The 12,981-nt window shown below is 69.4% G+C and carries 11 protein-coding genes and 3 pseudogenes; 7 read left to right on the top strand and 7 right to left on the bottom strand.

The genetic code is table 11. The features are described 5' to 3' along the window. Nucleotides 1–372 precede the first annotated feature (372 nt). Nucleotides 373–1,200, bottom strand: coding sequence for a class I SAM-dependent methyltransferase (locus RV986_RS28400; RefSeq protein ID WP_475920093.1), 828 nt, complete (start codon nt 1,198–1,200; stop codon nt 373–375). 256 nt (nt 1,201–1,456) lie between these two features. Between RV986_RS28400 and mshA the strand changes: the two genes are divergently transcribed. The 3 genes from mshA (at nt 1,457) to RV986_RS28415 (ending at nt 5,185) form a co-directional block, all read left to right on the top strand. After that, nucleotides 1,457–2,794 (top strand): D-inositol-3-phosphate glycosyltransferase, encoded by a 1,338-nt coding sequence (gene mshA, locus RV986_RS28405; protein WP_475920094.1) that lies wholly within the window; start codon nt 1,457–1,459, stop codon nt 2,792–2,794. Between the two features lie 23 nt (nt 2,795–2,817). Beyond that, nucleotides 2,818–3,309, top strand: coding sequence for a type III secretion system chaperone family protein (locus RV986_RS28410; RefSeq protein ID WP_475920095.1), 492 nt, complete (start codon nt 2,818–2,820; stop codon nt 3,307–3,309). Nucleotides 3,310–3,481: 172 nt separating this feature from the next. Next, nucleotides 3,482–5,185, top strand: coding sequence for a glycosyl hydrolase family 28-related protein (locus RV986_RS28415; protein ID WP_475920096.1), 1,704 nt, complete (start codon nt 3,482–3,484; stop codon nt 5,183–5,185). Here the strand turns inward: RV986_RS28415 and RV986_RS28420 are convergent. Further along, nucleotides 5,164–6,019 (bottom strand): annotated as a pseudogene (locus RV986_RS28420) (helix-turn-helix transcriptional regulator). The gene RV986_RS28415 and the pseudogene RV986_RS28420 sit on opposite strands and share 22 nt — an antisense overlap. Nucleotides 6,020–6,134: 115 nt before the next feature. Here RV986_RS28420 and RV986_RS28425 point away from each other — a divergent pair. Then, nucleotides 6,135–6,569: a DUF2000 family protein gene (locus tag RV986_RS28425; protein WP_475920097.1), complete on the top strand. Its 435-nt coding sequence runs from the start codon at nt 6,135–6,137 to the stop codon at nt 6,567–6,569. Between the two features lie 40 nt (nt 6,570–6,609). On the opposite strand, the gene RV986_RS28430 is transcribed toward RV986_RS28425, so the two are convergent. Further along, entirely contained in the window at nt 6,610–7,881 is a 1,272-nt protein-coding gene (locus tag RV986_RS28430; RefSeq protein ID WP_475924464.1) for an MDR family MFS transporter, read from the bottom strand. 233 nt (nt 7,882–8,114) lie between these two features. Between RV986_RS28430 and RV986_RS28435 the strand changes: the two genes are divergently transcribed. After that, nucleotides 8,115–8,876: a phosphoglyceromutase gene (locus RV986_RS28435; RefSeq protein WP_475920098.1), complete on the top strand. Its 762-nt coding sequence runs from the start codon at nt 8,115–8,117 to the stop codon at nt 8,874–8,876. A gap of 89 nt (nt 8,877–8,965) precedes the next feature. Here RV986_RS28435 and RV986_RS28440 read toward each other — a convergent pair. Next, nucleotides 8,966–9,218: pseudogene (locus tag RV986_RS28440) on the bottom strand (tyrosine-type recombinase/integrase); the annotation flags it as partial. A gap of 249 nt (nt 9,219–9,467) precedes the next feature. Between RV986_RS28440 and RV986_RS28445 the strand changes: the two are divergent. Together RV986_RS28445 and RV986_RS28450 are read left to right on the top strand one after the other, a co-directional pair. Then, the gene (locus RV986_RS28445) at nt 9,468–9,920 is read left to right on the top strand and encodes a VOC family protein (RefSeq protein WP_475920099.1); all 453 of its coding nucleotides are present in this window, start codon (nt 9,468–9,470) and stop codon (nt 9,918–9,920) included. Next, nucleotides 9,881–10,018: pseudogene (locus RV986_RS28450) on the top strand (ATP-binding protein); the annotation flags it as partial. The gene RV986_RS28445 and the pseudogene RV986_RS28450, both read left to right, overlap by 40 nt. A gap of 178 nt (nt 10,019–10,196) precedes the next feature. On the opposite strand, the gene RV986_RS28455 reads toward RV986_RS28450, so the two are convergent. From RV986_RS28455 to RV986_RS28465, 3 genes are all read right to left on the bottom strand, one after another. After that, complete coding sequence (locus tag RV986_RS28455) at nt 10,197–11,795, bottom strand: IS1634 family transposase (protein WP_475917020.1); 1,599 nt, start codon at nt 11,793–11,795, stop codon at nt 10,197–10,199. Between the two features lie 315 nt (nt 11,796–12,110). After that, entirely contained in the window at nt 12,111–12,377 is a 267-nt protein-coding gene (locus RV986_RS28460) for a hypothetical protein (protein WP_475920100.1), read from the bottom strand. Then, nucleotides 12,374–12,643: a hypothetical protein gene (locus RV986_RS28465; RefSeq protein WP_475920101.1), complete on the bottom strand. Its 270-nt coding sequence runs from the start codon at nt 12,641–12,643 to the stop codon at nt 12,374–12,376. The genes RV986_RS28460 and RV986_RS28465 overlap by 4 nt, the downstream gene beginning before the upstream one ends. Between the last annotated feature and the right edge of the window lie 338 nt (nt 12,644–12,981).

The raw sequence follows: 12,981 nt of genomic DNA on the forward strand, positions 1-12,981 counted from the left end.
CTCCCTGCCCCCGGTCCCCTCCGGCAAAACGATCTCCCCGCCCGCCCATAAAACGATCTCCCCGCCTGTGTGACGAACCAGTCATGGGGTTCGTTCCACAGGTCTCCCCGGCGTACGGGTGACCGCCGACCACCGGTGAGGCACGCCCGCGCGTCACCCCGGCGTCAACCGCCCGCGCGACACCCCGACCTCACACACCCGTGCGTCCCGGTTCGTCCCGCCCAGCCTTCAACGCCAGTGCCTCGCCCGGGTGTCCGAGGCCTGTGCGGCGCGCAACGCCCGTGCGTCATCCAGACGTCGCAGGCCTGTTTGGGGCCCCCTCCCCCTCCCCCCCCCCGCCTCACCCATACGCGTCCCTCTCGTGCGCGGTGCTCACGCCAGAGGGCGGCGCGGTGCCAACGCCTCCCAGCGCACCGTGACTTCGCCCTGGCGCCAGCGCGTCGCCCCGTCCGTCACCGGCCAGTCGGCCGTCAGGTCGCGGACCGCGCGTATCCAGCGCTGCCGGGCGCCGTACGAGGCGTAGGGCGCGGCGGCCGCCCAGGCGCGGTCGAAGTCACGCAGGAACGCGTGCACGGGCTCGCCCGGAATGTTGCGGTGGATCAGGGCCTTCGGCAGGCGCTCGGCGAGGTCGGACGGGCGGTCCAGGGAGCCCAGGCGCGTGGCGAAGGTGACCGTGCGCGGGCCTTCGGGGCCGAGGGCGACCCAGACGTGCCGACGGCCTATCTCGTCGCAGGTGCCCTCGACGAGCAGACCGCCCCGGGAGCCGGTCGAGGGGTCCGCCGGCGCGAGGCGGGCGCACAGACGCTGCCAGACGGCGGCGACCTGCTCCTCGTCGTACTGGCGCAGGACGTTCGCCGCGCGGATGAGCGACGGTCTGCCCTGGACCGGGACCTCGAAGCCGCCGTGCCGGAAGACGAGCCCTTCGCTCTCGTACGGCCGTGCCGCCGCGACCCGGGCCGGTTCGATCTCCACACCCACCACGCGGGTGCGGGGAGCGGCCGTACGCAGGCGGGTCAGCAGCTCGACCGGGGTCCAGGGAGCCGCCCCGTATCCGAGGTCGACCGCCACCGGGTCGGCGCTCCTGCGCAGCTCGGCGCCGTGTGCGGCCGCGATCCAGCGGTCCATGCGGCGCAGTCGGTTGGGGTTGGTCGTCCCGCGCGTCACCGTACCCACGGGGCGGGACGCGGCGCGGGTTGTCATGCGTACGAGAGTAGGCGGCCCCGCGGAGGGCCGTGCGGGCCTGTGGACAACCCCCGGCCGCCCTCCACCGCCCTGTGGATAAGTGCCGCGCACGCAGTCCGGTATCGAACGGTTGAGCGATCGCTGGTAATGATTCGGCAAAGGGGCCCGTGAGGGGGCGCGGGAGGAAATGGAGCAGCCTGCTCCGGCGTTCACCTCCCTTGGAGGGTGTGGCGCATCCTCCGACCGGCATGTCCGCAGCGAGGAGGAACGCCACGTGAGCCAGTACGTCAGCAGGCTCGGGCGACGCTCCCCGGCGGCGCCCTCACGGCTCAGGCTGCACCGCAGGCCCCGTCGCGTCGCGATGCTCTCCGTCCACACCTCGCCGCTGCACCAGCCCGGCACCGGCGACGCCGGCGGTATGAACGTCTACATCGTGGAGCTCGCCCAGCGCCTCGCCGCGATCAACATCGAGGTCGAGATCTTCACCCGGGCCACCACGGCCGCCCTCCCGCCCACCGTCGAACTCGCGCCCGGCGTCCTCGTCCGGCACGTCGACGCGGGCCCGTACGAGGGCCTCGCCAAGGAGGACCTGCCCGCCCAGCTGTGCGCCTTCACGCACGGCGTCATGCAGGCCTGGGCCGGTCACCGCCCCGGCTACTACGACCTGGTCCACTCGCACTACTGGCTCTCGGGCCACGTCGGCTGGCTTGCCGCCGAGCGCTGGGGCGCACCCCTGGTGCACGCGATGCACACCATGGCCAAGGTCAAGAACGCCGCCCTGGCCGAGGGCGACACGCCCGAGCCCGCCGCCCGCGTCATCGGCGAGACCCAGATCGTGCGCGCCGCCGACCGCCTCATCGCCAACACCTGCGAAGAGGCCGACGAACTCGTACGCCACTACGAGGCCGAGGCCGGCAAGGTCGCCGTCGTCCATCCGGGCGTCAACCTCGACCGCTTCTGCCCGGCCGACGGCCGCGCCGCCGCCCGCGCCCGCCTCGGGCTCCCGCAGGACGCCCTGATCCCGCTCTTCGCGGGCCGCATACAGCCCCTGAAGGCCCCCGACGTGCTGCTGCGCGCGGTCGCCGTCCTGCTGGACGAGCGCCCCGACCTGCGCGGCAACATCGTCGTCCCCGTGGTGGGCGGCCCCAGCGGCACCGGTCTCGCCAAGCCCGAAGGGCTGCAGAAACTCGCCGCCCGGCTCGGTATCGCCGATGTCGTGCGCTTCCGGCCGCCTGTCGGCCAGGAGCAGCTCGCGGACTGGTTCCGGGCCGCGTCGGTGCTGGTCATGCCCTCGTACAGCGAGTCCTTCGGGCTGGTCGCCATCGAGGCGCAGGCGACCGGTACGCCGGTGCTGGCGGCCGAGGTCGGCGGGCTGCCGGTGGCCGTGCGCCACGACGAGACCGGCTTCCTGGTGCCGGGGCACGACCCCGTCGCCTACGCGCGCGTGCTGCGCGATTTCGCGGACGACGAGACGCTCACGGCCCGGATGGGTGCCGCCGCCGCGGGCCACGCGCGGCGCTTCGGCTGGGACACCGCCGCCGCGGCCACGGCGGACGTGTACACGGCGGCGGTGCAGGAACACCGGCGCCGGGTCCGCGCACATCACGGCTGAAGACCGTCGCGTACGCTCCCCCCATGGCTGACGCAGCGTCGATCATCGAGCAGGTCCTCACCGAGGCCGAGCTGGAGTGGGAGAGTCCCCGGACGGGCTCGTACGTCGTGAAACTGCCCGGTACCCGCAAGCTCTCGACGACCGTCTCGCTGATCGTCGGCAAGCACTCCCTGTCGCTGAACGCCTTCGTGATCCGCCACCCCGACGAGAACGAACCGGGTGTGCACCGCTGGCTCCTGGAGCGCAACCTCAAGCTCTATGGGGTGAGTTACGCGGTCGACCCCCTGGGGGACGTGTATCTGGTCGGCAAACTGCCGCTCGTCGCCGTCACGCCGGACGAGATCGACCGCCTCCTCGGCTCGGTCCTGGAGGCCGCCGACGGCTCTTTCAACACCCTCCTTGAGCTCGGTTTCGCCTCTGCGATCCGCAAGGAGTACGCCTGGCGGGTGTCCCGCGGCGAGTCGACCCGCAATCTGGACGCGTTCACTCATCTGACTGAGCGTCCCGTCGACTGAATCGATAGTCCAGTCCAACTAAGTGGTGCACGACCCCTTCCGGGCTCGGGGTCTCAGTGGCATGCTCACCGCCGACGCAAATATGAACGCCGTTCACATCCATGGAAATCGGCATGGAAATCAGCATGGAAATCACGCGAATGTGCTGGAAGGCGATGGAAGGCGGGCGGGTATGAGCAAGGAGCACGTGAGCATCACCAGACGGGGCCTGCTCGGCAGCGCCGTAGCCGTGGCGGCCGTCGCCGTGACCGGAGGACCGGCGACGGCCGCCGCACCCTCGCCGACAGGCGCCGCACGACCGGAAGGCGGGGGCCAAGTGCCCGCCCTCTGGCGGGAGTTCACCCGGACCCCCTTCACGCACCCGCAGATCCCGTACGTCGGCAGGGCCGGCCACCGGGGCGGGGCGGCGCGCTTCCCCCGCCGCCCCGTCGTGGCCGACGTCCGCGACTACGGCGCCGTCGCGGACGACGGCACGACGGACTGCGCCCCCGCGATCAACCGTGCCATCGCCGCTGCCGGAAGGGCCGGCGGTGGCACGGTACTCATCCCGCCCGGCACCTTCCGCATCGACGGCCTGATCCGCATCGGGTACTCGAACGTCGTACTGCGCGGCGCCGGCAGCGACCGTACGAAGCTGTACGCGACCAGGAACCTCACCGAGCTGATCGGCGTCTACGGCTCCCGCTACGGCGGTGACAAGTCGTCCTGGTCCTGGGCGGGCGGCCTCATCTGGCTCGCTCCCACGGCCCGCTGGGACTCCCTGGTCGCCGCCATCAAGGCCCAGGCCTGGCCCTTCGAGGGCTGGACCGGCAACCGGCGCGACGAGTGGCAGACCCTGACGACCGTCGCCCCTGCCACCCGCGGCTCCTGGTCGGTGACGGTCGCCGACCCCCGCCGGCTGAGGCCGGGCCGGCTCGTCCTCCTCCGTCTCGCCGACGACGCCGACCACACCCTCCTGGAGCACATGGCGGGCGGCGGTCCGGGCCCCGAGGCGTACTACTGGGACGACAAGACCAAGCTCACGAGCTACGTCCCCTACGAGTGGCCCGTGCGCATCGCGCGCGTGCGGGGCAAAAAGGTCACCCTGGAGCGCCCGCTCCCGCTCGACGTACGCCCCGAGTGGGACCCGCGTCTGACCACCCACGTCGAGGAGCTGACCGGCTCGGGCGTCGAAGCGCTCACCCTGGAGGCCGTCGAGACGCCCCAGTCCCCGCACCTCCTCGACAAGGGCTACAACGGGGTCGTGTTCCAGTGCGCGTACGACTGCTGGGCGGACGACGTGACGGTCCGCCACGTCGACAACGGCTTCGGACTCGTCGCCGCCTCCGCCTGCACCCTGCGCCGCACACGCGTGGCGGGCCGCGGCTCGCACCACCCGTACTTCTGCCGCGAGGGTTCGCACGACAACCTCGTCGAGGACTTCACCATCGAGCAGCGCACCGTCCCGGCCCCGCCGAACACCCAGCTCCACGGCATCAACGTGGAAGGCCTCTCCTCGTACAACGTCTGGTCGCGCGGCGAGCTCCAGATGGGCACCTTCGACTCCCACCGCGGCATGCCCTTCGCGAACGTCCGCACCGACATCACCGTCAACAACAACGGCCGGCACGGCGGCGACGCCTCGGCGGGCCCCCTCTTCGGCGCCCGCTTCACCCACTGGAACATCCGTGACACCAACGGCCGCGCGGGCCTCGTCAAGATCGACGGCCTCGCGCCCTACAGCGCCACGGTCGGCGTCAACATGTGTACGGAGTTCGACCAGATCGACGTACCCGACTTCACCGGAGACCTGCACGCCCGCCTGGAGCTGTACGGGACCACGGACGTCGTACGACCGCGGAACCTGTACGAGGCTCAGCGCGAACTGACGCGGTAGCGCCCGGGGGCCACGCCCACCAGCCGCCTGAAGTGACGGGTGAGGTGCGACTGGTCGTAGAAGCCGGTGGTCGCGGCCACCTCGGACGGTGTTCCGCCCGCCAGGAGCAGACGCCGGGCGCCGTCGACGCGCCGGGACATCAGGTACTGGTGCGGCGCGATCCCGAACGCGCCGCTGAACGCCCGTACGAGATGGGCGGGATGGGCCTGCAGCAGCCGGCCGGCCTCGTCGAGGGAGATCCCCTCGACGAGCCGCGCGTCGAGCAGTTCACGCAGCCGGTGGGCGAGCGCCCGGCCGGCACCCGGCTCCTCTCCCGCGGGCCGCGGCCGCAGCCGGTCGCGCAGCCGCTCGGCCACCAGCGTCAGCCTGCTCTCGGCCTCCAGCTCCTCGCCGGGCCGCGCGAGGGCGGTGTGCAGTTGTCCGACACGCAGCCGCAGCAAGGGGTCGCGCAGGTCGGGACCGTCCACCGTCGGCCCGATGAGACTCTCGTCGAGCCGGCTCCGGTCGAGATAGAGGACGCGTTTGCGGAAACCGTGCTCGGTGACCGGGGAACCGTTGTGCGGGACGTGCGGAGGCAACAGCGAGACCGTGTCGTGCGGGGTCCCGTGCTCGTGCCGGTCGAGGTCGTACCGTACGGCGCCGTCGTCGACGATCAGCAGCGTCCACGCCTCGTGTACGTGCATGGGGTACGCGTACTCGGTGTTGGGGGTACCTCCCTGCTCGAGCGGAGCCGAGAGCTTGGGGGAGGGCGTGGAAGACCTCGACGACGCCGGGGATCCCGGGCCGCCAGGCGGAGACTTCCCGCTGGGGGCGTTGCGGGGCCGTATGGTGCATGGCTGTGCGGTGCACGGCCGTGCGCTGCCGGGCTGTGCGTTGCGGGGCCGTGCGTTGCGGGGCCATGCAAAAAACGTACAAGACGGCGGCGTACGACGGTCGGCAGTCTGGCCGCATGAACGACCACGACACCGAACCCATCCGTTTCGACACGAAGATCGCCGTCCTGCTGCGTGCGGACCTGGAGCCGTGGCAGCGGCTGAATGTCACCGCGTTCCTGGTCAGCGGGCTGGGATCGCAGGTCGGTGAGGTGATCGGGGAGCCGTACGAGGACGCGGACGGGGTGCCGTATCTCCCGATGTTCCGGCAGCCGGTCCTCGTCTTCGAGGGCACGAAGGAGACCCTGACGGCGGCCCACGCCCGGACCCTGTCCCGCGCCCTGCCCCGCGCCGTCTTCACCTCCGACCTGTTCACCACCGGCAACGACCGCGACAACCGCGCGGCGGTACGGGCCGTGCCGACCGGAGAGCTGGACCTGGTGGGGCTCGCGGTGCACGGGCCGCGGAACGCGGTGGACAAGGTGCTGAAGGGGGCGCGGATGCACCCCTGAACCACCGCCACCGCCACCGCCGCCGCCGCGTTCCCGCTCCTCACACGGCGTTGACCTCGGGCTTCGCCACCGCCGGGCTCTCCTCCACCGCCGGACTCGCCTCCACCGTCGGTGCCTCCGCCGACAGCCGCCGCATCAGCAGCCCGTACCCGAGCCCGGCCACCGTACCCACCACCGCGCACAGCCCCCACAGCCACTCGGCCCCGAACCGGTCGATGACCACGCCGGACATCAGGGGGGCGATCAGCGAGGCGAGTGCCCAGGACAGGGTGTACATGCCCTGGTAGCGGCCCCGGCCATGGGTGGGGGAGAGCAGGACGACCAGGCCCGTCTGGGTGGGCGCGTTGACGATCTCGGCCAGGGTCCACACGCACACGGTGAGGGCGAAGACACCGACCGACCCGGCGAAGGCGGTGAGCCCGAAGCCGTACCCCGCGAGGAGCGAGGAGATCACGAGCAGCCGGCGCGGATCCCGGTGCTGGATGAAACGGGTGACCGGGATCTGCAGCGCGACGATGAGGACACCGTTGACCGCGATCGCCATGCCGTAGTCGGCCGGGGTGAAGCCCGCCTCGCCCATCGCGACCGGGAGCCCCACGAATCCCTGCTGGAAGACCAGGGCGACGAGGAAGGACAGCCCCACGACGCTCATGAAGCGCCGGTCGCGCAGCACGGTCCCGAGGCCGACGTCGGCCCCGGCCTCCTTGGCGCTCTGCACCGGCCGGGACTCCGGAAGCCTGGCGAAGACGACGAGCGCGCAGAGGAGGGTCATGCCGGCCTCGATGAGGAAGCCCGCGAGGTAGCTGAACTCGGCGATGAATCCGGCGGCCATGGAGGAGACCGCGAAGCCGAGGTTGACCGCCCAGTAGTTGAGGGAGAACGCCCGGACGCGGTCCTCGGGCCGCACGATGTCGGCCATCATCGCCTGGACGGCGGGCCGCGAGGCGTTACTGGCCATCCCGACCAGGAAGGCGACCGCGGCGATGCCCACCGGGTCGTGCACAAAGCCGAGCAGCGCCACGGAGGCGGCGGTCGACACCTGCGCGACGAGCAGCGTGGGCCGCCGCCCGAGCCGGTCGGCCATCACACCCGCGCCGAGCGAGGAGACGACACCGCCGAGGCCGTGCAAGGACGCCACCAGACCGGCGTACGAGGCGGAGTAGCCGCGGTCGAGCGTCAGGTACAAAGCCATGAAAGTAGCGACAAAAGCACCAAGTCGGTTGACCAGGGTGCTGGTCCACAGCCACCAGAACTCGCGGGGAAGCCCCGAGACGGTCTCTCGGGCGGCGCGTCGCAGGACGGCGAGTGGCATCGAGGATCCCCCACGGATGGAACGCATGGAACGCATGGAACGCATGGAACGCATAGGGCGCATGGAACGGTTGGAGTCCATGGAGCCTATGGAACGGATGTAAGCGGCTCAGGCGGCAAGCACAACTTACGATCGGCGAGTCTCCGGTGGCCACTCAATTAACAGATGCCGTCAACTGTCCGGCTTGCGGGCAGGTGCACGAGGGGACGAAGGCTTCCATTACGCTCGGACGTATGGCCGACGCACCGTACAAGCTGATCCTCCTCCGCCACGGCGAGAGCGAATGGAACGCGAAGAACCTGTTCACCGGTTGGGTGGACGTCAATCTCAACGAGAAGGGCGAGAAAGAGGCAGTCCGCGGCGGTGAGCTGCTGAAGGACGCCGGCCTGCTCCCCGACGTCGTGCACACCTCCCTCCAGAAGCGCGCGATCCGCACCGCCCAGCTCGCGCTGGAGGCCGCGGACCGCCACTGGATCCCCGTCCACCGCTCCTGGCGCCTGAACGAGCGGCACTACGGCGCGCTCCAGGGCAAGGACAAGGCCCAGACCCTCGCCGAGTTCGGCGAGGAGCAGTTCATGCTCTGGCGCCGCTCCTACGACACCCCGCCGCCGCCCCTCGACGACGACAGCGAGTTCTCCCAGGCGAACGACCCGCGCTACGCGTCGATCCCGCCGGAGCTCCGCCCCCGCACGGAGTGCCTGAAGGACGTCGTCGTCCGCATGCTCCCGTACTGGTACGACGCCATCGTCCCCGACCTCCTCACCGGCCGTACGGTCCTGGTCGCGGCCCACGGCAACTCGCTGCGCGCCCTCGTCAAGCACCTCGACGGCATCTCCGACGCCGACATCGCGGGCCTGAACATCCCCACCGGCATCCCCCTGTCCTACGAACTGGACGCCGACTTCAAGCCCGTCACCCCCGGCGGCACCTACCTCGACCCGGACGCGGCCGCGGCGGCGATCGAGGCGGTCAAGAACCAGGGCAAGAAGAAGTAGGTTGCGTGATCATGCCCCTGAGCTGCGCATACGGCGCGACTCAGGGGCATTTTCATGCCGTGGAACCTCTCTGGGACCTCTCTGGAACCTCAGTCCGTGTGATCTTGCGGCCGGAGAGTCTGCCCGAGAGCCTTCCGGGCCCGGTCCCGGCTGCTCGGCATGAGGTGCGCGTACACCTTCAGAGTCAGGCCCGGGTCCGAGTGCCCGAGGTACTCGGCGAGGGCCTTGATGCTCTCCCCGGCGTCCAGGAGCACGGACGCGTAGAAGTGCCTGAGCGCGTGCATGCCGTGCTCGCGAGCGGCGGCGTGTTCCGCGGCTCTTGGCCTTCGGGATGACGCCTGCTCGCGAGCCACTTCTCCGCGAACTCCTGAAACGTCGTGCGGGACGCGTTCGGTGCTCAGCCTCGGGGGCAGTGGAAGCGCCAAGGGTCGCGCGGCCGTAGGCCGCTCCCTTTTCAACCGGCCTTGACAGCTGTTCCCCCCCGGCTTCGGCCTGTCGCTCGATGCGAGTTCCGAAATCCACCGATGAGTTTCGCAGGCTGGGCCGGTCTACCCCGGCGTACACCATCGAACCTCGGACTGGAGACCCACCATGACCCATCCCGCACACGCCGGTCGCATGCTGTTCGTGAACATCCCCGTGGCGGACATCGAGCGCAGCAAGGCGTTCTTCGCGCGGCTCGGGTTCAGCTACAACCCGATGTTCACCGACGAGACCGCCGCCTGCATGCTGGTCGGCGAGCAAGCCTCCGTCATGCTGCTCAGCCACAAGACGTTCGCGCAGTTCGCGAAGCTGCCGATGGCCGATCCCAGCACGCACACGCTGGCGCTCTACTGCTTCAGCGTGTCAGCCCGCGATGAGGTTGACACGGTCGCTGAGGCTGCGCTCGCCGCGGGCGGCACCGAGGCGGATGGCCCCGAGGACCACGGCTTCATGTACTCACGCAGCTTCTTCGACCTCGACGGCCACGGCTGGCAGGTCATGTGGATGGATCCGTCGAGCACCTCGGACAGCTCGACTTCCTGCACGCCCGCGAGAACGTGATCCTGCTCGGACCATCGGGCGCCGGCAAGACCCACCTCGCCGTCGCGCTGGGAATCCGCGCCTGCCTCGCCGGGCGGCGCATGCTGTTCGCGACCGCCACCCAATCACCCACGGCCACCCCGCCGAGGGCCGCAGACACGCTCAGGGCACCTCGTTTCCGAGCCGCGCTGATCACTACTGGCGGTTTTGGTCGCTATCAGGGTCGCTAACGTTGGCGACCCCGCCATGGTCAGGCATGGTACGGACCGCTAGCCCCGTACTTCGCGGGTCACCGTTTCAGGTCATTGGCCAGTGGGTTTGGGTGACTTCGATGCCGAGGAGGTCCAGGAGGTGGAGTTGGACGCCGCGGGTGATCTGGACGGTGGGTGGGTCGGTGACGTTTCCGATCCGCAGGGTGAGTTCGCCGAGGTGGTAGAGGATCATCCGGCCGGTTGGCCGCACTCGGCGGTTGTCCGGGTAGAGGCCGACCATGGTCTGCTCGGGGCCCAGGGCTTGTCTGACCTGGCGTTCGATCAGGCTGAAGACCAGCAGGGCCAGGCAGATGACCTGGATCAGGGCGGCGACGCGGTGGTTGTGCTGCACGAACAGCGGGGTGACCGCCAGGGGGCCCTTGAAGTCCGCGTAGCGGCGCTCGACCGATCCCTGGCCCTTGTACTGGATCAGGACCCGGCTCGGGGATGCCTGCTCGGCAGTCAGCGCCGTCAGCAGGGCGTACCATCCGTCGGCGGCGGCTTCGGTCCGCAGGACGTCCTGGTCGAAGTGCCAGGCCAGGGTGGGCCTGCCGTGGTCGTCCTCGCTGATCTCGGTGCGCAGGCAGGAGACGACCCGGCGGGTCCTGGCGATCACCCCGACACGGGCGGCGATCTTCTCGGCGGTGTTGTAGTACCTGCCGCCGGCTCCGCGCCGGACCTTGTCCAGGTCCTCGGTGGCGCGGGTGAGGCGTTTGGTGCGGGCGGCCTGCTGGCCTGCGGCGTTGCCGGTGGAGTGGACCAGGATTCGGCGAACTTCCAGGACCGGGTCGCGCTTGCGCGGGCCGTTCAGGGTGTGGACGTCTTCCAGTACCCGGTAGACCTCGCGCTGGGCGGGGTCCTTGTCCGCGTCGCGGCCGGGCACCCAATCCACGACGGTGGCGGCCTCCAGGTCCAAGGCGGCGTAGAAGCCGTCCTTGACCTGGGCTGCCGGGACCGGGGCGATGAACGCCGTCCCGGCTTCCAGCAGTGCGGCGACGTTCGGGTAGGAGACGAGCTTGGAATCGGCGACCAGCAGGAACTCCTGCTCGCCGGCCAGCTTCTGCAGGTCCTTCATCGCCCCGACGACCTGGGACACCTCGGCCGCGCCGCCGCCGAAGACCCGGGCGTGGACCGGGATGCCGCCGTCACCGGTGACCGCGAGCCCGGCCTGGACCTGCTTCAGGTCCACCCTGCGGTCCTTGGGATGCCCGTGCTTGATCACCGGGAACGCGTCGTCCTGGTCCTCCAGGGGGTAGGTCCCGTGGACGGACATCGACGTCATGTCCCAGTGCAACCGGGACACGTCGATGCCGAACTCGGTGATCGCCCGCGCGCCGGCCGTGCCCGCGATCTGCTCCAGTTTCGGGGCGATCGCGTCCAGTGCCCGCGCGAGGCGGTCGTCGTTGAGCAGGCCCGCCTCGATCCCCAGCACTTCCTCCACCGCCCAGGTCCGGGCCCAGTCACCGACCCGGAACAGGGGCATCGGCGAGGTCAGCCGGTTCGCGACCAGCGCCTCGATGACCTGCCCGTGCGTCAGGTGCGCGCTCGGCGCGGACGGGCACAAACCGTCGACGATCCCCGCCACGTCCAGCCGGCGCAGAAACTCGGCAGCGACAGGCAGAGCGCCCAGACGCTTCTCCACCACAGACGTCACCACACACTCAAGACGCTGACGCTGGGACCGAGGCCGCGGAGACCGGGAAGTCATCGACACACCCGGCTAACGCCCACAGCCCCGACCCGGACACGACCGAACCCTCTACTCCAACCGATTCAACGACCCGCGAAGTACAGGGCTAGCGGAACCTCTACCGCTAGAGGGTCTCGCCTCTAGTGGTAGAGGCGACGGCCTCTAGTGGTAGAGGTGACGGTGGGTTCAGCGTCAAGAGTGCTCGCGTGCCTCGGTCGTTGTCGGTGTGACCGGATGCTGATCGCGCCTTATCTGAACCTCCCAGGCGGATCAGGGAATTTTCCCCCCGAACAGGCCGAAGATCGCCCCAAACCCGCCGGTCGTCAGCGTATTGCACGTTTCCATGAACTTCTTCAAATCTTCGTCCGGCTTCTCGACAATCAACGCAGTGGACCAGCCCGCAATGAAGAGAAGGACCGTCAGTCCGACGACCGTAATGAAGATCATCTTGAAGTTCGGAGACACGAGTGCCGCTGATGCCGAACTGTCCTTTGATGCCGAACTGTCCTCTTGCGGGGAGGGTTGAGGCTGACTCATTCGTCCTCATCCTTCTCGAAATTCGCTCCCCCGGGCGCATTTTTCGATTCCTCGCGAGGTATTATGAGCCGCCCAATGTCGTCGTGAATCTGTTCAATGGTCGCCTCTTCGGGGAAATCGACCCTCGTCATATTTCCGTCAGCCTTCACGAGGATGGAGGACCTCTTTGGGTGGCGGAACGACGACGCCACGATCTCTCGAAAGACTCTGGAGAAGATCGGAAGCAAGGCGGCAATCGCAGCGAGGACAACACTGGCGTATTTCATAAGTCCTCCCTGACTAATCGCTGGGCGACTCGCCGGAGTACTCACCTTAAATGTAGTCCTTTGGTGGGGATGACGCATCCCCAGATAGTGCTGCCAAGTGGCTTGGTCGAGGCCACCAGGTCTCTGGGCAAGGCTGTTTCGCCCAGGAGGCGGCGATGCCGGTGAGCTGTCGTAAGTAGAGAATGCCCGACGCTCAAATACTCGGCCTGTCAGTCCTGGTCTTGCGCCTCCGAGCTACCGGAGAGGCCTGTGGAACGCCGATGGCGCAGACAGTGAGGAACAGGGAAAGGAAGGACCAGATCACGATCTTCATGTCTGGGACGGTACTGACCCGCGCT

This window comes from Streptomyces sp. RLA012 (assembly GCF_056270325.1).

Coding starts and splice junctions, on each gene's coding strand:
- RV986_RS28425 (WP_475920097.1), top strand. CDS start 6,135: ATGAACGACCACGACACCGAACCCATCCGTTTCGACACGAAGATCGCC.
- RV986_RS28410 (WP_475920095.1), top strand. CDS start 2,818: ATGGCTGACGCAGCGTCGATCATCGAGCAGGTCCTCACCGAGGCCGAG.
- RV986_RS28445 (WP_475920099.1), top strand. CDS start 9,468: ATGACCCATCCCGCACACGCCGGTCGCATGCTGTTCGTGAACATCCCC.
- RV986_RS28465 (WP_475920101.1), bottom strand. CDS start 12,643: ATGAAATACGCCAGTGTTGTCCTCGCTGCGATTGCCGCCTTGCTTCCG.
- RV986_RS28435 (WP_475920098.1), top strand. CDS start 8,115: ATGGCCGACGCACCGTACAAGCTGATCCTCCTCCGCCACGGCGAGAGC.
- RV986_RS28430 (WP_475924464.1), bottom strand. CDS start 7,881: ATGCCACTCGCCGTCCTGCGACGCGCCGCCCGAGAGACCGTCTCGGGG.
- RV986_RS28415 (WP_475920096.1), top strand. CDS start 3,482: ATGAGCAAGGAGCACGTGAGCATCACCAGACGGGGCCTGCTCGGCAGC.
- RV986_RS28460 (WP_475920100.1), bottom strand. CDS start 12,377: ATGAGTCAGCCTCAACCCTCCCCGCAAGAGGACAGTTCGGCATCAAAG.
- RV986_RS28400 (WP_475920093.1), bottom strand. CDS start 1,200: ATGACAACCCGCGCCGCGTCCCGCCCCGTGGGTACGGTGACGCGCGGG.